This window comes from Micromonospora sp. CV4 (assembly GCF_003667455.1).
In the GTDB taxonomy this organism is placed as follows: domain Bacteria; phylum Actinomycetota; class Actinomycetes; order Mycobacteriales; family Micromonosporaceae; genus Micromonospora.
In genome coordinates this window covers 1-17411 of record NZ_RCVI01000333.1, presented here as the reverse complement: position 1 = coordinate 17411, position 17411 = coordinate 1, and the positions used below count along the sequence as shown (strand labels likewise).

16 protein-coding genes are annotated in these 17411 nt (G+C 74.0%); 7 read left to right on the top strand and 9 right to left on the bottom strand.

Features of this window, described 5'->3' with window-relative positions; genetic code table 11:
- Positions 1-229 (bottom strand): hypothetical protein (locus tag EAD98_RS23530; protein ID WP_147457472.1); only part of this gene is annotated, 229 nt, incomplete at its 3' end.
- Positions 230-434: 205 nt separating this feature from the next.
- On the opposite strand from EAD98_RS23530, the gene EAD98_RS23525 reads away from it, so the two are divergent.
- From EAD98_RS23525 to EAD98_RS23515, 3 genes are all read left to right on the top strand, one after another.
- The gene (locus EAD98_RS23525) at positions 435-1571 is read left to right on the top strand and encodes a glutamate--cysteine ligase (RefSeq protein WP_199723513.1); all 1137 of its coding nucleotides are present in this window, start codon (positions 435-437) and stop codon (positions 1569-1571) included.
- A gap of 23 nt (positions 1572-1594) precedes the next feature.
- Entirely contained in the window at positions 1595-2974 is a 1380-nt protein-coding gene (locus EAD98_RS23520; protein ID WP_121656183.1) for an FAD-dependent oxidoreductase, read from the top strand.
- 72 nt (positions 2975-3046) lie between these two features.
- Positions 3047-4027 carry a LacI family DNA-binding transcriptional regulator gene (locus EAD98_RS23515; protein ID WP_121656186.1) on the top strand — a complete coding sequence of 327 codons (981 nt, stop codon included), beginning with the start codon at positions 3047-3049 and terminating at the stop codon, positions 4025-4027.
- Positions 4028-4047: 20 nt separating this feature from the next.
- On the opposite strand, the gene EAD98_RS23510 is transcribed toward EAD98_RS23515, so the two are convergent.
- From EAD98_RS23510 to EAD98_RS23500, 3 genes are all read right to left on the bottom strand, one after another.
- Positions 4048-4995 carry a carbohydrate kinase gene (locus EAD98_RS23510; RefSeq protein ID WP_121656182.1) on the bottom strand — a complete coding sequence of 316 codons (948 nt, stop codon included), beginning with the start codon at positions 4993-4995 and terminating at the stop codon, positions 4048-4050.
- Entirely contained in the window at positions 4992-6257 is a 1266-nt protein-coding gene (locus EAD98_RS23505) for an AGE family epimerase/isomerase (RefSeq protein WP_121656181.1), read from the bottom strand. Before EAD98_RS23505 ends, EAD98_RS23510 begins: the two co-directional genes overlap by 4 nt.
- 360 nt (positions 6258-6617) lie before the next feature.
- Complete coding sequence (locus EAD98_RS23500) at positions 6618-7499, bottom strand: fructosamine kinase family protein (protein ID WP_121656180.1); 882 nt, start codon at positions 7497-7499, stop codon at positions 6618-6620.
- Positions 7500-7585: 86 nt separating this feature from the next.
- Here EAD98_RS23500 and EAD98_RS23495 point away from each other — a divergent pair, with 86 nt between their 5' ends.
- Positions 7586-8452, top strand: a complete 867-nt coding sequence (locus tag EAD98_RS23495; RefSeq protein ID WP_121656179.1) for an aminoglycoside phosphotransferase family protein — start codon at positions 7586-7588, stop codon at positions 8450-8452.
- A gap of 46 nt (positions 8453-8498) precedes the next feature.
- Here the strand turns inward: EAD98_RS23495 and EAD98_RS23490 are convergent, their stop codons facing one another.
- On the bottom strand, positions 8499-9308 hold the full coding sequence (locus tag EAD98_RS23490) for an Fpg/Nei family DNA glycosylase (RefSeq protein ID WP_121656178.1): 810 nt from the start codon (positions 9306-9308) through the stop codon (positions 8499-8501).
- A gap of 323 nt (positions 9309-9631) precedes the next feature.
- On the opposite strand from EAD98_RS23490, the gene EAD98_RS23485 reads away from it, so the two are divergent.
- The 3 genes from EAD98_RS23485 (at position 9632) to rocD (ending at position 12873) form a co-directional block, all read left to right on the top strand.
- Entirely contained in the window at positions 9632-10492 is an 861-nt protein-coding gene (locus tag EAD98_RS23485) for a DMT family transporter (RefSeq protein WP_233583939.1), read from the top strand.
- A 351-nt stretch (positions 10493-10843) separates the two neighbouring features.
- A complete protein-coding gene (ddaH, locus tag EAD98_RS23480; protein ID WP_199723515.1) occupies positions 10844-11659 on the top strand; it encodes a dimethylargininase in 816 nt (271 codons plus the stop codon).
- Positions 11659-12873 (top strand): ornithine--oxo-acid transaminase, encoded by a 1215-nt coding sequence (gene rocD, locus EAD98_RS23475; protein WP_199723514.1) that lies wholly within the window; start codon positions 11659-11661, stop codon positions 12871-12873. The genes ddaH and rocD overlap by 1 nt, the downstream gene beginning before the upstream one ends.
- A 52-nt stretch (positions 12874-12925) precedes the next feature.
- Here the strand turns inward: rocD and EAD98_RS23470 are convergent, their stop codons facing one another.
- From EAD98_RS23470 to EAD98_RS23455, 4 genes are all read right to left on the bottom strand, one after another.
- On the bottom strand, positions 12926-14080 hold the full coding sequence (locus EAD98_RS23470) for an FHA domain-containing protein (RefSeq protein WP_121656176.1): 1155 nt from the start codon (positions 14078-14080) through the stop codon (positions 12926-12928).
- Positions 14077-14370 (bottom strand): 4a-hydroxytetrahydrobiopterin dehydratase, encoded by a 294-nt coding sequence (locus tag EAD98_RS23465; protein ID WP_121656175.1) that lies wholly within the window; start codon positions 14368-14370, stop codon positions 14077-14079. Before EAD98_RS23465 ends, EAD98_RS23470 begins: the two co-directional genes overlap by 4 nt.
- A 140-nt stretch (positions 14371-14510) precedes the next feature.
- Positions 14511-15563 (bottom strand): acyl-CoA desaturase, encoded by a 1053-nt coding sequence (locus tag EAD98_RS23460; protein WP_121656174.1) that lies wholly within the window; start codon positions 15561-15563, stop codon positions 14511-14513.
- Between the two features lie 135 nt (positions 15564-15698).
- Positions 15699-17411: SCO7613 C-terminal domain-containing membrane protein (locus EAD98_RS23455; RefSeq protein WP_368666167.1), on the bottom strand; the 1713-nt coding region annotated here is incomplete at its 5' end.

The following is a 17411-nucleotide window of genomic DNA, read 5'->3' as shown; positions in this document are numbered from 1 at the left end:
GCCGGGGCACCCGGCGACCGCGGGAACGGGCCCGCAGCCCGGTCCAGCGCCGGGCGCCGCCCGGCACACCCGAGCGGCCCGGCACCCGCGCCGCCAGCAGCACGGCGAGCAGCACCAGGGCCGTCAACGCGGCGCCGGCGAGCAGGTCGGTCGGACGCAGCGCGAGCAGGGTGAGCTGCGCGAACGCGGACACCCACGCAACCCCGAGAATCCCCAGCGGTACCGGCACGGATCCAGCCTAGGACCCCGCGTCACGCCGACCGATCGGATCGCGGCCATCCGGGTCGGACCGACACGCGGAGTGCGACGCGCGGTTGAGCTCGACACGCGGGCCGACGCGCCGTCACCACGTTTCCCGTCATCGCCACGGTGGGTAACCATGCGACCGACCGACGCGGACGGACCGCGACCGGCAGGAACGGACGGTGGTGGCGATGACCGGCCAGGTGGCGGAGGCGCCCAGCGGGACGACCGCGGGGACCGAATTGCTCACCGTGGGTGTCGAGGAGGAGTTCCTGCTCGTCGACCCGCACACCGGGGCCGCGGTACCCGCCGTCGACCTGGTCCTCGAACAGGTGCCGGCCGAGCTGCGCGGGCAGGTGGAGCGGGAGTTCCAGACCAGCCAGATCGAGATCGGCAGCCCGCCCGGCCTCGAGCTCTCCTCGATCCGGCACTCCCTCGGCGTGCTGCGCCGGGCGCTCGCGGACGCCGCCGAGCGGGCCGGCGTACGGCTGCTGGCCATCGGCACCGGGCCGGTGGACGGTCCGGTGCCGCCGGTGGTGGACAAGCCCCGCTTCGACCGGATGATCGAACGGTTCCGGCTGCTCGTCCCGGGTCCCGGCAACAACGGCATGCACGTGCACGTGGGCGTGCCGGACCCGGAAACCGGCGTGCAGGTGTTGAACCACGTCCGGCCCTGGCTGCCGATGCTGCACGCGGTGACCACCAACTCCCCGTTCGCCCGCGGCGAGGACACCGGCTACGCCAGTTGGCGCTCGGTGGAGTGGGAACGTTGGCCGTCGGTGGCGCCGACGCCCTGGCTGGAGTCGCACGAGCACTACGGGCGGCTGATCCGCCAGCTGATCGCCAGCGGGGTGATGCTCGACGAGGGAATGCTCTACTGGTACGCCCGGCTGTCGGCGAAGTACCCGACCGTCGAGCTGCGGATCGGCGACGTCTGCCCGTCCGTGGACGACGCGGTGCTGGTCGCCGCGCTGGTCCGGGCCCTGGTGGCCACCGCCATGTCGGACGTCGAGGCCGGCCGGCCGGCGCTGCCCACCGATCACCACCTGCTGGTCGGCGCGCACTGGCGGGCCGCCCACGACGGCCTGGAGGGCGACGGCGTCGACGTCACCACCGGCGAGCTGCGCCCGGCCTGGGAGCTGCTGGACCGGTTCGTGGAACGCATGCGGCCGGCGCTGGAGCAGCACGGCGACTGGGCCGAGGTGACCGACCTGCTCAGCGGACTGCGCCGGCACGGGACCGGCGCGGCGCGGCAGCGGGCCGTGTTCGCCCGCACCGGAAAGCTCACCGACGTGGTGCGGGACGTGGCGCGACAGACCCGCGGCTGAACACCTCGTGACAGGATGATCCCGTGGCGCAACGGCTGATCGTCATCGGCGGGGACGCCGCCGGCATGTCGGCGGCGTCGCAGGCTCGACGCCGCCGGGGCCCTGACGACCTGGAGATCGTGGTCTTCGAACGTGGCCACTTCACCTCCTACTCGGCGTGCGGCATCCCGTACTGGATCAGCGGCCTGGTGTCCGACCCCGAGGAGTTGATCGCCCGGTCCCCGGAGACGTTCCGCACCGAGTACGCCATCGACGTGCGGACCCGCCACGAGGTGACGGCCATCGACCTGGAGCGCCGCGAGGTGATCGCCCGGGACCTGGAACACGGCGGCGAGATCCGCGAGCGCTTCGACGAGCTGATGTACGCCGCCGGCGCGGTGCCGATGAAGCCGTCGTGGGCGGACACCGACGCGGGCGGCGTGTTCGGCATACAGACCCTCGACGACGGGGCGGCACTGCGCGACTGGCTGGACAGCGAGCCGCAGCCGCGGCGGGCGGTGGTGGTCGGCGGCGGGTACATCGGCGTCGAGATGGCCGAGGCCCTGATCCAGCGCGGCCTCTCCGTCACCCTGGTCGAGGCCGGCGACCAGCCCATGGCGACCGTCGACGGTGACATGGCCGAGCTGGTCGCCGAGGCGATGCGCGGCCTGGGCGTCACGATCCGCACCGGCCTGCGGGTGACCGGCCTGGAACAGCGGAACGGCCGGGTGTCCGCGGTGGTCACCGCCGAGGGGCCGATGCCGACCGACGTCGTGGTCCTGGGTCTGGGCGTACGCCCGAACGCCGCGCTCGCCGAGGCGGCCGGGCTGCCACTCGGGCCCACCGGGGCGATCCGGGTTGACCGCCGGATGCGGGTGCCCGGCATGCCGGGGATCTGGGCCGGCGGCGACTGCGTGGAGACACTGCACCGGGTCAGCGGGATGCCGGTGCACATACCGCTGGGCACGCACGCCAACAAGCAGGGCCGGGTGGCCGGGATCAACATCGGCGGCGGGTACGCCACCTTCACGGGCGTGATCGGCACGGCCGTCACGAAGGTCTGCGACCTGGAGGTGGGCCGGACCGGCCTGCGTGAGCGGGACGCCACCGCGGCCGGCTTCGACTTCATCTCCGTGGTCGCCGATTCGACCAACCGGGCCGGCTACTACCCCGGTGCGCGGCGGATGACCGTCAAACTGATCGCCGAGCGACCGAGCGGGCGACTGCTCGGCGCGCAGATCGTCGGCTGGTCCGAGGCGGCCAAACGGATCGACACGCTGGCCGTGGCGCTGTGGAACGGCATGACGGTGGACGATATGACGGCGCTCGACCTGGGCTACGCTCCGCCGTACGCGCCGGTGTGGGACCCGGTGCTGATCGCCGCCCGAAAAGCCGTCGACGTGCTGGCCGCCGTCGACCGCTGACCCGCGCCGCCCGTGGAGGACCACCCCGTGACGCAGACCCCGACCCGGCCGACCGCGCGCCGGCGCCCGACGATGGTCGACGTGGCCCGGCACGCCGGTGTCAGCCTGAAGACCGTGTCCCGGGTGGTCAACGACGAGCCGGTGGGGCAGGAACTGGTCGGCCGGGTGCTGGCCGCGATCGCCGAGCTGGGCTTCCGGCGCAACGACATCGCCCGCAACCTGCGCTCCCGGCAGCTCAACGCCACCGTCGGGCTGCTCATCGAGGAGATCGCCAACCCGTTCTACGCCACCATCGCCAGCGTCGCCGCCGACATCGCCGCCGCGCACGGGACCATGCTGATCACCGCCTCCTCCGAGGAGGACCCGGAGCGGGAACGCGCCCTGCTCCAGGATTTCACCCAGCGCCGGGTCGACGGGCTGCTGGTGGTGCCGGCCGGCCTGGACCATTCGTTCCTGCGGCGCGAGGTGGAGCTGGGCATGCCGGTGGTCTTCCTGGACCGGCCGCCGCAGGGGCTGCTCGCGGACGCCGTGCTGCTGGACAACCAGGGCGGGAGCCGTGCCGGGGTCGGCGCTCTGCTCGACGAGGGACACCGTCGGGTGGGGGTCCTGCTCGGCGCGCCGAGTGTGCCGACCATTCGCGAGCGGCTGGCCGGTGCCCGGGCGGCGCTGACCGCCGCCGGGATCGAACCCGACGATTCGCTGGTCCGCGACCGGCTCATCGCGCCGGAGGAGGCCGGGCGGGCGGTCGCCGAGCTGCTCGACCTGCCGGACCCGCCCACCGCCTTCTTCTGCGGCAACAACCGGCTCACCGTCGGCGCTCTGCAGGAGCTGCACCGGCGGGGCAGCGACGCCGCGCTGGTCGGCTTCGACGACTTCGAGTTGGCCCACCTGATGCCCAAGCCGCTCACCGTCGTCGGGTACGACACCCGGGAGCTGGCGCGGATCGCCACCGAACGGCTGTTCCGGCGGATCGCCGGTGACGACTCCCCACCGTCGACCACCGTCCTCCCCACCAGCCTGCTCCGCCGCGGCCTACCCGCGCCGCCCCGCTGAGGCACCACCCCCGCACCCGGTCACGCGCGGAGCAGGGCGTCCACCTCGGCACGGCGGGGCGGGTCCGCGCCGCGACGGGCGCAGGTCAGCGCGGCCACCAGGGCGGCCTGCCGGGACACCATGGCCCACTGCGCGGTGGTCAGAGCGGCGAGCCGGTCGGCCGGTCGGTCGCCGAGGGCGTCGAGGTCGGCCAGGGCGGCCAGCAGGCCACCGGTGAACGCGTCGCCGGCGCCGACGGTGTCGACCACCGTGGTGGGCACCGCCGGCTCCTGGTGCATCGACCCGTCCGGGGCGAGCAGCCAGGCGCCGTCCGCGCCCCGGGTGACCACCGCGCAGCTCACCCCGGCCTCGCGCCACTCGGCCATCACGTCGGACACCGTCCGATCCGGATAGAGCCAGGAGAGGTCCTCGTCGCTGGCCTTGACCAGGTGCGCGAGGCCCACCTGACGCCGTACCCGCGCCTGCTCCGCCGCCCGGTCCGTGACGATGCTCGGACGCAGGTTGAGGTCGATCGAGACGGTGAGCCCGTCCCGGCGGCGTTCGCGGGCCAGCAGGTCCTCCAGGACCGCCGCGCCCGGCGCCAGCGCGAGCGCGAGCGACCCGGTGTGCAGGGCGGTCGTCGACGTTCCGGCCAGCTCGGGCAGCTCCTGCGGTGTCCACTGCCAGTCCGCCGTGCCGGCCAGCCGGAACTCGTAGCTGGCCTGGCCGGTGGCGTTCAGGGTGGCCACCGCCACCGAGGTGGGCTGCTCGGCGCGGACCGCCCAGTCCAGGTCGACCCGGTTGGCGCTCAGGTGCTCGGCGAGCTGCCGGCCGTAGTCGTCGGCGCCGAGCCGGGCCAGCAGTCGTACCGGCTGGTCGAGCCGGGCCAGGGTGACCGCCACGTTGGCCGGCGAGCCACCCGGCACCGCCCGCTGTCCGGCGGCGGTGACCACCAGGTCGATCAGCGCCTCACCCGCGACGACGATCACGCGGTCACCTCGCCCGGTGCGAGCGGGCCCGGGCCGCCGAGCCCGGTCGCCGAGCGGGACAGCAGCACCGCCTGGTACGCGTGGTAGACGTCCGGCCGGCCGTGCCAGACCGTGTCGGAGGGCTCGTTCCGCGGGTCCAGCTCGTGCCGCCAGCCGTTGTCGTCGACGAGGTTGCGACGGGCGTACGCCCAGAAGACCCGGTACCAGTCGGCGTAGACCGCGTCGCCGGTGCGCCGGTGCAGGGTGATCGCCGCACCGATCGCCTCGGCGAGCACCCAGTGCATCCGGGATCGGACCACGGGCCGGTCGTCCCAGTCGATCGTGTAGACGAAGCCGTCCGCGCCGTCGACCGCCCAACCACGCCGGACCGAGGCGGCGAACAGGGCACGGGCGTCGTCGAGCAGCCAGCGCGGCGGCTCCGGCAGGACCGCCTCCAGCTCCAGCAGCAGCCGGGCCCACTCCAGCCAGTGCCCGATCGTCGAGCCGTACGGCCGGAACGGGTCGGCCGGCCGGTCCCGGTTGTAGTCGGGGAGCGGTGTCCAGTCGGCGGTGAAGTGCTCGGGCAGTCGCCAGTCGTGCCGGGCGGCCTCACCGTGCACGAGGTGGGTGGCGATCCGCAGCGCCCGGTCGGCCCAGCTCGCGTCGCCGGTCGCGGCGGTGGCGGCGAGGAACGCCTCGACCATGTGCATGCTGCTGTTGGCGCCCCGGTAGTCCTCGGTGACCGTCCAGTCCCGGTTCCACGATTCGCGGACCGCGCCGGCGTCGGCGTCCCAGAACCGGTCCCGCACGACGGTCAGCGCGTCGGCGAGCAACCGGTCCGCGCCGGGCCGTCCGGCGCGCGCGGCGCTGGACGCGGCGAGCAGCACGAACGCGTGGTCGTAGCCGGCCTTGCGGTCGTCGAGGGGCGCCCCCTGCTGGTCCACCGCGCTGAACCAGCCGCCGTACCGGTCGTCGCGCAGCAGCGTGCTGAGCGCGGCGACACCGTGGTCGACCAGGGCCGCGGCGTCCGGTTCGCCGTTGCGGTGGGCGAGAGCGGCCACGTGGGTCATCCGGCAGGTGATCCAGGTGTGGACCGCTTCGCCCCGGTCGGGGGTGCGGTCGGCGGTCAGCCACCAGAAGCCGCCCTCCGACCGGACCGCGCGGCGGGCCGTGTCGAGCAGCGTCCGGGTCTGGTCGACGAGGAACTCGTCCAGATCGGGTAGGTCGGGTGACCCGGCGGGAGCGGGGGTCGTTGCGGCGTCGGATCGGGGCACGTCGGTCATCTCAGCTGGTCACCGTCGGGTAGGGAAGGGACATACGGCCAGGATCGGCGGACGGACCGGGTCCGCGCCGGGAAATCGTCAACGGGCGGGCCGGCCGCACCGGATACGATGCGAAGAGGATCATGCGTACGCTTCCTCCCCTTTCGTCCGTTGACATCGTTGTCACGGATCAACCCTGCTCCGGCGGCGGTCGACTGTCAATTCCGGCTCCGTCACACCCGCGCCAGGCGGCCACGTCAGCGCCGACCACGTCAGCGCCGACCACGTCGATGCCGCCCTTGACGGCGAGACGGATGAGCCGCCAGGCCGCCGGGCACCGGGCCGCCGGGCCGCCGGGTCGCCGGGTCGCCGGGTCGCCGGTCAGGTTCGGGTCCGGAACGGGGCAAGAGTGGCACGGATCTGGTCGGCCACGCCCCAGTCGTCGTCGAACTGAGCCAGCACGGCGAGGTGTTGTCGCAGCTGGACGATCGGCATGCGGGCCCGCCAGCCGCCATTGAGGGAGGTCAGCTCCGCATAGACCTCGAAGAACCGTTGCGCCTCGGGCGGAGGCGAGGTCGACCACACATGGGCGAGGTCGACCTCGGCCCACATGTAGGACACCGCCGGGTCGATCAGCGCGGGCCGGCCGTCCGAAGTGGCCAGCACGTTCTGTGCCCACAGGTCGCCGTGCGTCAGGCAGGCCGGCCGGTCGGGCAGCAGGTCGGGCAGCCGGTGACAGAGCCGCTCCAGCGCCGCCCGATCTTCGCGGTCGAGTGCCGCCTCGACGCGGGGCTGCCCGAGCCACCGCAGCACCCGGTGCTCCGCGAAGAACGCGAAGCCGTCGTCATCCCAAGTGTTGATCTGCCGACAGCGGCCCAGCCAGTTGTCGCGGTGCCATCCGAAGCGCGGATGGGTCGTACTCAGGTGCAGGCGGGCGAGCATGTGCGCGAACTGCTCCCAGAAGGTCCGGCTACGTGGCCTCGGCCGCAGTACCGACAACACCAGCAGTTCGCGGCCCGCCAGGATCACCTCGGGCGTCGCCACGCCGCCGAGCTCGCGCAGGGCGGACAGCCCTTCGGCCTCCGCGAAGAAGACGTCGTCGGCCGGGGCGTCGGCGAAGCCCTTGACGAACACCGACGGCGCGTCCCGGCGGGTGGCGATGCCGGCGAGCGCCGCGACCCCACCCGTCGCCGGCTCGACCGTGGCGACATCGCGCATCCCGGCCCGGAGCAGACACTCCCGCAGGAACGTTGCCGGGTCCATCACGACAGACTCCCCCTCATCCGGTGCTTGCTCAAGGTTCGAGAACCCGGCCAGTTGAGATCCGCGCGGACCGGCAGGATGGCCGGATGGATCTGCCCGAAGGGCTCGACTGGGTACGAGGGTCACCCGCCGGTCGCGACTGGCTGGCCATCCTCCCGACGTGGCTGGCGGAGTGCACCGAACGGTGGTCCCTAAGGCTCGGGCCACCCTTCGAGTACGCGTACGCCTCCCTGGCGCTCCCCGTCGACCTGCCGGACGGCACGGCGGCGGTGCTGAAGCTCCAGTACCCGGACGACGACAGCCGGCACGAGGCCGACGCGCTGGCCCACTGGGACGGCGACGGGGCGATCCGCCTTCTCGCACACGACCGGCAACGCCGCGCCCTGCTGGTGGAACGCTGCCAACCCGGCACCGCCCTGCACGAGCTGCCGATGGACCGGGCGCTGGACGCGGTGACCGCTCTGCTGCCCCGGCTCTGGCGACCCGCTGGCGCGCCGTTCACCCCGTTGGCCGAGGAGGCCGCCGGCTGGATCGACCGGATGCCCGGCAACTGGGAACGGGCCGGCCGACCGTACGAGCGGCGACTGCTCGACGCGGCACTCGACCTGCTCGCCGGCCTGGCGTCCAGCCAGGGCGAACAGGTGCTGGTCAACCAGGACCTGCACGCCGGCAACGTGCTCGCCGCCGACCGGGAACCATGGCTGGCCATCGACCCGAAGCCGCTGACCGGCGAGCGGGAGTTCTCCGTCGTGCCGATGGTGCGAGGCCGGGAGTTGGGCCACTCACCGGCCGCCGTCCGGCACCGGCTGGACCGGCTCAGCACCGAGCTGGGACTGGACGCCGAGCGCGTCCGGGGTTGGACGATCGGGCACACGCTGGCCTGGAGCATCGCCGACGACGTCGTCCTCCCGCACCAGGTCGAGGTGGTCCGCTGGCTGCTCGACGGCGACTGACCGCCCGAGCCGTCCACGATCCGGCGCACGGCACGGTCGCGCCCGCTCAGCCGGCCTGGCAGGTACGGCACCAGTAGAGGTTGCGGCCGGCCAGCTCGCCCCGGCTGACCTCGGTGCCGCAGACGTGGCAGGGTGCGCCGGGGCGGCGGTAGACGTACACCTCGCCGCCGTGCCGGTCCACCCGGGGCGGACGGCCCATCGCCTCCGGCAGGTGCACGTCGCGCACGGTGTCGATCCGGCCGTGCTCGACGGCGAGTCGCATCAGCCCGACCAGGTCGGCCCAGAGCGTGTCCCAGTCGGCCCTGGTCAACTGCCGACCCGGCATCGTCGGCGGCAGCCCGGCCCGGAAGAGCGCCTCGGTCACGAAGATCAGACCGGTGCCGGCCACCACCGACTGGTCCAGCAGCAGCGCGGCGAGGGGTGTCGCACTGCGGGAGATCCGGGCGTACGCCCGCTGCGGGTCGGCGTCGGCGCGCAGCGGGTCCGGCCCGAGGCGGTCCCGCAGGGCGGCCACCTCGGGCGGGGTGATCAGCTCGCAGGCGGTTGGCCCGCGCAGGTCCAGCCAGTGCCGGTCGCTGACCAGTCGCAGCCGCACCTGACCGACCGGCTCCGGCGGCTCCCCCGACCCGTCGGTGAACTTCCCGTACAGCCCGAGGTGCACGTGCAGCGTCAACTCGCCGGCGTAGTGGTGCAGCAGGTGCTTGCCGTACGCCTCGGTGCTCTCCAGCACGGTCCCGGAGAGCCGCGCGGCGCCCTCGGCGAAGCGGCCCTGCGGGCTGGCGGCGTGCACCTTGTCCCCGGCGAACAGCTCGGCGTGCCGGGCCGCCAGGCGGTGGATCGTGTGTCCCTCTGGCACGGCTGCCAAGGATAGTCAGCCCCGCCGGGGCGGGTGATCAGCGCCGCCCGGGCCGGTGATCAGCGCCGCCCGGGCCGGTGATCAGCGCCGCCCGGGCCGGTGATCAGCGCCGCCGAGGTGTTGATCGACTCGGGTTTGCGGAAATCGGGGTGTCCGGGTGAGCAGGACACCCCGACGTGCAGGAAACCGAGTGGATCAAGGCCGGTTCGGGCGGCCGTACCCAGGATTGGTGTCAGGAAACGCCCAGGTGGGTAGTTCAGGGCGGTACCGCGTGGGTGCCACCCGTTGCGTCGGCCACCACGCATTTCATCAGGAGGTGTGTAGTGGTCAGGATTCCTTCGCTGTCCCGCCGGTCCGAGCCGGCACCGACGCGGGACGAGAACCTCGACGGCCGCGTGGACGGCCGTGACGCCCCGGTCACCGAGCCGGGCCGCTCCGACGACGGCGTCGGCAGCCCGGTGGTCACCGACCGGGACGCCGACCAGACGACGTACCGCAGCGCCGGCGCGACCGGCGACCAGCCCAGCGCGACCGGCGGCCAGGTCGGCGAGGCCGAGCGGCGGGCCAGCGAGCGGGCGGCGGTGGCCCGCGCCGCCACCGGCCGACCGACGGACACCGAACCGCGGACCGGCAGCACGCGGCAGCCGGTGGACACCGAACCGCGGCCCGGCACCGCCCGGCCGCTGGCGGACACCGACGCCCGGACCGGCACCACGCCGACGACGGTAGGCACCGCGCAGCGGGACGCCGACCTCGACACCACCCGGCGGCACGACACCAGCGACCGGGTCACCACCGAACGCCCGGTCGACCCGACCCCGGACCGGACCGCGCCGGAGCCGCCGGTGACGCGCGGCCCGAAGCCGCGGGCCAGCCTGCTCGCCACCCTCGGCCTGATCGTGGCGGTCGTTGGCGCGCTCTTCGTGCTGACCGGCACCCTGGCCGGGTACGGCATCGGGCTCGGCGCCCTCGGCGCGGTGCTCGCGGTGCTCGGTCTGATCGCCACCCGCCGCCGGCACATCGCCGGCAAGACCGACGCGCTGTTCGGCGTGCTGATCGGGCTGGCCGCGGTGGTGCTCGGCGTGCTGGCGATGACCGGTCAGTTCGACTGGCCGACCACCGACGGCGACTGGGTGCAGCGGTTCCGCGAGTGGCTCGACTCACAGTTTGTCGATCGCTTCTAGCGGGCACTGTCCCGCTCGCCGGTGATGCACCGGCGAAAGCCGGCGGTTCGCCGGTAGCCCGAACTCTCCGGTGGTTCACCGGCCGGGCGACACCCTTTCAGGGGCGGCGGTTCGCCGCCCCTGAAGTGTTTCCGGGGCCCGGTTCGCCGGGCCCCGAGGCGTTTCCAGGGTCCGTCGGGCCATCCACGCAACGAATCGCAGCGGCGGACCGGCCAGACGCAACGAATGTCCGGTCCGCGCAAGCCTCGGTGGTGGATCCTGCCGCTGACGCCGCATAACGTTGAGCAACGGCGCCAGCCCGTGGGCCACGGTGGCCGGGCGCGCCCGACCCCTGGGAGCACCACAATGACGATGGACGCCACCAGCCAGCGCCTGTTGATGTGCCGGCCGACGTACTTCGCCGTCGACTACGCGATCAACCCCTGGATGGACCCGAGCGCGCCGGTCGACGCCGCGCTGGCCGTCCGGCAGTGGGAGCAGCTGCGCCAGACGTACCGCGACCTGGGCCACACCGTCGAGGAGATCACTCCGGTGCCCGGCCTGCCCGACATGGTCTTCGCCGCCAACGGCGGCACCGTGATCGACGGCAAGGCGATGGCCGTGCAGTTCCGCGACCCGCAGCGCGCCGACGAGGCGCCGGCGTACCGGGCCTGGTTCGAGGCCGCCGGCTTCGAGATGTACGACCCGAAGCACGTCAACGAGGGCGAGGGCGACGTCCTGCTGGCCGGCGACCACCTGCTGGCCGGCACCGGCTTCCGCACCGCGCACGCCTCGCACGCCCAGTTGCAGGAGGTCTTCGGCTACCCGGTGATCACCATGCAGCTGGTCGACCCGCGCTTCTACCACCTGGACACCGCGCTGACCGTGCTCGACGAGCGGACCGTGGCGTACCTGCCCGAGGCGTTCTCCCCCGGCAGCCAGGCCGTGCTGCGCCGGCTCTTCCCCGACGCGGTGCACGCCACCATGGCCGACGCCGAGGTGCTGGGGCTGAACGCGGTCAGCGACGGGCGGCACGTGGTGCTGCCCGCCCAGGCCACCGACCTGGCCGCCAAGCTGCGCGACCGGGGCTACGAGACCATCGGCGTCGACCTGTCCGAGCTGCGCAAGGCCGGCGGCGGACCGAAGTGTTGCACGCTGCGACTCCGTCAGGGAAAGGCAAGCAAGTGATCGTGGATGACATCCTGCGGACGCCGGGAGCGGTCCGGGACGCCGAGCGCTGGACAGCGCACAACTACCACCCGCTGCCGGTGGTGATCTCGTCCGCGGAGGGCGCCTGGCTCACCGACGTGGACGGCCGCCGCTACCTGGACTGCCTGGCCGGCTACTCGGCGCTCAACTTCGGCCACCGGCACCCGCAGCTGATCGCCGCCGCGCACGCGCAACTGGACCGGCTCACGCTGACCAGCCGGGCCTTCATCCACGACCAGTTCGCCGACTTCTGCCGGGAGCTGGCCGAGCTGTGCGGCAAGGACCTGGTGCTGCCGATGAACACCGGCGCCGAGGCGGTGGAGACCGGGATCAAGGTGGCCCGCAAGTGGGGCTACCAGGTCAAGGGCGTGCCCGCCGGTCAGGCCAACATCGTGGTGGCCGAGGGCAACTTCCACGGCCGGACCACCACCATCGTCAGCTTCTCCACCGACGAGGACGCCCGCGCCGACTTCGGGCCGTACACCCCGGGCTTCACCGTGGTTCCGTACGGCGATCTGAAGGCGCTGACCGCCGCCATCGACGAGAACACCGTGGCCGTGCTGCTGGAGCCGATCCAGGGCGAGCAGGGCGTCGTGGTGCCGCCGGAGGGTTACCTGCCGGGCGTGCGCGAGGTGTGCACCGAGCGCAACGTGCTCTTCATCGCCGACGAGATCCAGTCCGGTCTGGGGCGTACCGGTGCGACCTTCGCCTGTGACCACGAGGGCGTCGTGCCGGACATGTACCTGCTGGGCAAGGCGCTCGGCGGCGGCATCGTGCCGGTCTCCGCGGTGGCCGCGAACGCCGACGTGCTCGGCGTGCTCAAGCCCGGCCAGCACGGCTCCACCTTCGGCGGCAACCCGCTGGCCTGCGCGGTGGCGATCGAGGTCGTCCGGCTGCTGGCCACCGGCGAGTTCCAGCGCCGCTCGGCCGAGCTGGGCGAGCGGCTGCGGGCCGGCCTGGAGGGGCTGGTCGGCAAGGGCCTGGTCGCGGTGCGCGTCCGCGGTCTGTGGGCCGGTCTGGACATCGACCCGGCGCTGATGAGCGGGCGGGAGGCGTGTGAGCGGCTCGCCGAGCGCGGCGTGCTCGCCAAGGACACGCACGGCTCCACCATCCGGCTCGCCCCGCCGCTGGTGATCACCGAGGAGGAGATCGACCTGGCGGTGGCCCGGCTCGCCGAGGTGCTGGCCAGCTGACCCGCAACGTGTGAAAGGCGGGCGCCGGAGTTCCGGCGCCCGCCTTCTCGCGTCAGGGACGGGGCAGGCGCATGGCCATCGTCGGGGCTTCGGCCATCACCGAGGTGGGGGTGAACGGGGCGCCGGTCGGCAACTCCTCCGCGCGGCCGATCTGCACCCCGGGGTAGAGCTCCACCATGTCGTTCTCGCCCAACACCCGGGACTGCTGCGGCGCCAGGGGGATCCGGTCCGACTCGGCCATCGAACCGGCCGGTCGGATGCCGGAGCCGTTGGTGCTCACGTCGGTCACGATGATCTCGCCGACCCGCAGCTCGAAGTGGACGTGACCCCGACTGATCCACCGCCGGGCCTCGTCGTTCAGCCACTGCCCGAGCATGATCCCGCCGTCCTGCTCGGGTGCACGGCCGGCCACCACCGGCTGGTCCTCGGTCAGCACGAAGCGCCGCCGGACCAGGCCGCCGACCCGCACCGCGAGCACCTCGCTGCGTGGCCGGGGACCGCCGTCACCGAGGCGTACGCCGTGCCGGGGGCAGGTCGGTACGCCGCCGCGCAGCGCGGGCGGCGGCTGCCCAGCCGGGCTGCGGTCCGCCCCTCCGGCCAGGTCGGCGAAGGCGCCGCCCCCACCACCGCTGCCGAACAGGGCGCAGCCCGACTCCGGGCAGCGCCACTGGCGGGCCAGCAGCTTGGCCCCGGTCGGCGAGCGCTTGCCCGCGACCGGCGCGTGCCCGCCGCCGACGTGCGCAATGAACGCCGGTCCGCCCGCGCCGGGCACCGGGGCGAGCACCCGACCGGGCTGCTCGACCAGCCACGGGAACCGCCCACGCAGCCCGTCGAAGCGGGCCCGGCTGAGCACCGGCAGCCCGAGCAGGTCGGCGACCTCCAGCATCCGGTCGCCCGGGTTGTCGAGCACCTCGACGAGCCCGTCGTCGGCCCAGCGGCGGACCACCATCCGTTCGTTGGAGGTGAGGTCGGCGTCCGACAGCAGGGCACGGTGCACCACCGCGTACACCTGGACGCTGTCCTCCTCCAACTCGCGGGAGAGCGCGTCGATGACCATGCCGAGCCGCAGCAGGCTGGCCGGCCGGCCGCCGTCGAGGTCCTGGTAGCGGATCACCTCCGCCAGGTCGAGCACCGCCCGGGCCAGCGACGGGTCCGTGCAGACGCGGCCCTCGATGGCGTCCAGCACCTTGCTGATCTCGAATCTCATGCCGCACTCCGGACGATGTCGTCGATCCGCCCGGCCAGCTCGATGTCACGGTGGGTGACCCCACCGGCCGAGTGCGTGACGCAGCGGAAGGTCAGGGTCCGCCATCGGATGTCGATGTCGGGATGGTGGTCGAGCTCCTCGGCCACCATCGCCACCCGGTCCACCACGGCGATGGCCGCCGGGAAGCTGGACAGCTCCACCGTGCGGGTGATCCCGGTGCCGTCACCGGACCAGCCCGTCAGCCCGCCCAGGTCTTCTCGCACCGCTTCCGCGGTGAGCAGGTCTGCCATGCGCCGACCCTACCGGGGCCGGCGAGCGGCATCGACCAGCGGTGGCGGGGTGTCGGTCGGCCCGGCACGACGAAGCGGGGGCGGTGCCCACGGCACCACCCCCGCCACGTACGTCCTCAGCCGCGCCCCGGCCTTCGTGCTCAGCCGCGCAGCGGCCGGCCAACCTCGTGCAGGTGGCCGAGCGCCTGCCGGTACGACTCGACCAGACCGGTCTCGGCGTACGGGATGCCCTGCTCGACGCAGTAGGCGCGGACGATCGGCTGCGCCCGGCGCAGGTTGGCCCGGGGCATGTTCGGAAACAGGTGGTGCTCGATCTGGTAGTTGAGCCCACCGAGCGCGGTGTCCACGATCCGGCTGCCCCGCACGTTGCGGGAGGTCAGCACCTGCTTGCGCAGGAAGTCCAGCTCGTCCTCGGCGGTCGGCATCGGCATGCCCTTGTGGTTCGGCGCGAACGCGCAGCCCATGTAGAGGCCCCACAGCGCCTGGTGCACGGTGGCGAAGAGCAGCGCCTTACCCGGCGACATGACCGCCAGCAGCAGCGCCACGTAACCGGCGGTGTGCGCGAGAAGCAGGCCCGCCTCGACCGCCCGGTGCCGCATCGGCGTGGTGTACCGGCCGTCCGGTCCCCGGCCGACGATCGCCCGGATGCTCGCCACGTGCAGGTTCAGCCCCTCGAGCAGGAGCATCGGGAAGAAGAAGTACGCCTGCCGCCTGGCCATCCAGCGGCCGAACCCCCGGGTCTCCAGCGCCTGCTCCGGTGTCCACACCAGGGCTCCCGCGCCGACGTCCGGGTCCTCGTCCTCGTGGTTCGGGTTCGCGTGGTGCCGGTTGTGCTTGTCGACCCACCAGCCGTAGCTGAGTCCCACCGCCAGGTTGCCGGCGAACAGCCCCACCAGCTCGCTGGGACCGCGTCGGCGGAACATCTGGCGGTGCCCGGCGTCGTGACCGAGGAACGCGACCTGGGTCGTGGCCACCGCCATCACGGCCGCCAGCGGCAGCTGCCACCAGGAGTCGCCGACGAGGAACACGGCGACCCAGCCGGCCACGAAGGCGCCGAGGGTGAGCAGGATGCGGGCGACGTACCAGCCGGGACGCCGCTCCAGCAGGCCCGCCTGGCTGATCCTCCGGGACAACTGTGCGTAGTCACTGCCTCGCCGTCGTACCGGCGGTTCCGCCACCGCTCCGAGCGCCATGGACTGCTCCCGTTCCCGCTCACGCCCGTACCGGGGTGGCCCGGGCTCGCTGTCAACTCTCCCGGTATGGGTTGCTTTGAGTAACCCTGACAACCCCCGAATGGGGGGTAGGGCGAGCCCTACCCCCGGTTCGGCTCAGCCCAGTCGGGCCACCACGTCGCGCAGCCGGGCCAGGTCGCGCCGCCGCCGTTCGTAGCTCGCGGCGAGCCCGATCAACGCGAGCCCGCCGACGCCCAGGTAGATCCACCGGGGCAGCAGGTCCCAGCCACGGGCCAGCTCGTGCAACGCCAGTGCCGCCAGCACCCCGCCTCCGAGCAGCACCGGCGCCTGCCAGCGGCGGGTGGCGCCGGCCAGCACCGCGCCCAGCGCCGCCGCGCCGAGCAGCAGCCGCCGCCACGGCTGCGGGTCCGGCCCGGCCAGCACCGAGAGCAAGCTCGGCAGCAACGCCGCGACCAGCCCCGGGCCGAGCGCCGGCCAGCTGGTCAGATCGGGCCGGGTGCGCAGTGCCAGCAGGCCCGCGCCGAGGGCGAGCGCCGCGGCCGGCAGGGTGTACGCCTCCAGCACGGTCACCCCGCCGGCTGCCAGCAGCACCCACGCCGCCAGCAGTTCGCTGCCGCAGGCGATGGCGGCGAACGTCCACCGCCGGGCGACGGGCTCGCCCCGGCGCAGCAGCCGCAGCGCGACGGCCACACCCCAGAGCACGCAGATGGTCGCGATGTGCCGCGCCACCTCGACGGCGAGCAGCACCGCCACCAGCGCCACCGCCTGCGCGGCACCGTCCAGCACCCGTCCGACCCGGGCCCGCGCCGACGAACTCCCTCGGGCAGCCTCCGGCGGGCTGATCACGGCGGCGACCGCCAGGACCAGAGCGGCCACCGCCAGCAGCGGGTACGCGGCCGCCCGGAGCGGCATTCCTCCGGCGAGCGGAGCGGTCACCGTCAGCGCCGACGCCGCTCCCACCGCGGCGAGGCAACCGGCGACGCGCACCTCGACGGTCCGCGCCCCGACGGCGACGACCACCACCGCCACCAGCAGCGCGCTCTCGGCGGCGAGGGTGCCGGCCCGGGTGGCCAGCAGCCCCATGACGCCGGCCGCGGTCAGCACCACCCCCACCGGCACGGCGATCGGCGCGAGCGCCGGCCGGGGTGCGGCCAGCGCGGCGAGCACCAGCGCGGCCACCCCGGCGAGCAGGACGGCGGCCGGCAGCACCGGCCAAGGGGCACCGACCGCGACGAGCAGCACCGGCAGCGCGGCCGCGCCGAACGGCAGCGCACGCAGCAGCGGCGGGCGGACTCCCCGAACCGCCAGCACGGCGGCCACCGCCAGCACGACCAGCGCCAGCGCGGCGGGGAGCGCCGTCGGGTCGGCGACGACCGTGGGAACTCCCGACCAGACCGGGCCCCGGCTGCCGTACGGGGCGGTGAGCGCGGTGAGCAGCGCCGGCAGGGCGGCCAGCACCGCGACCGCCACCAGCACGACGCCGGCCACCGCCAGCAGGCCCGACCGACCGGTCAGCGGGGACGCCCCGACCGCCGAACTTCCCGATTCACGGTCGCCGACTGCCGACGCTCCCGCGGTGGCCTGCTCCGCCGACCCGTCCGGCTGGCCGCCCACCGCCGGCAGGTCCCAGCGGGCGACGAGCGCGACGCCCAGAGCCGCCAGCGCGGCGTACGGCGCGAGGGGCTCGTTCCCCGCCACGACCAGCGGCGCCAGCCCGGGCACGCTCACCGCGACCGCGGCGCCGCTCACCGCGTACCCGATCAGCTCCACCCGGTGGCGACGCGTCGCGAGCAGCGCGACCAGCGCCAGCGCGGCGGCGGCCAGCGCGGCCCGGGCCTGCCACCAGGG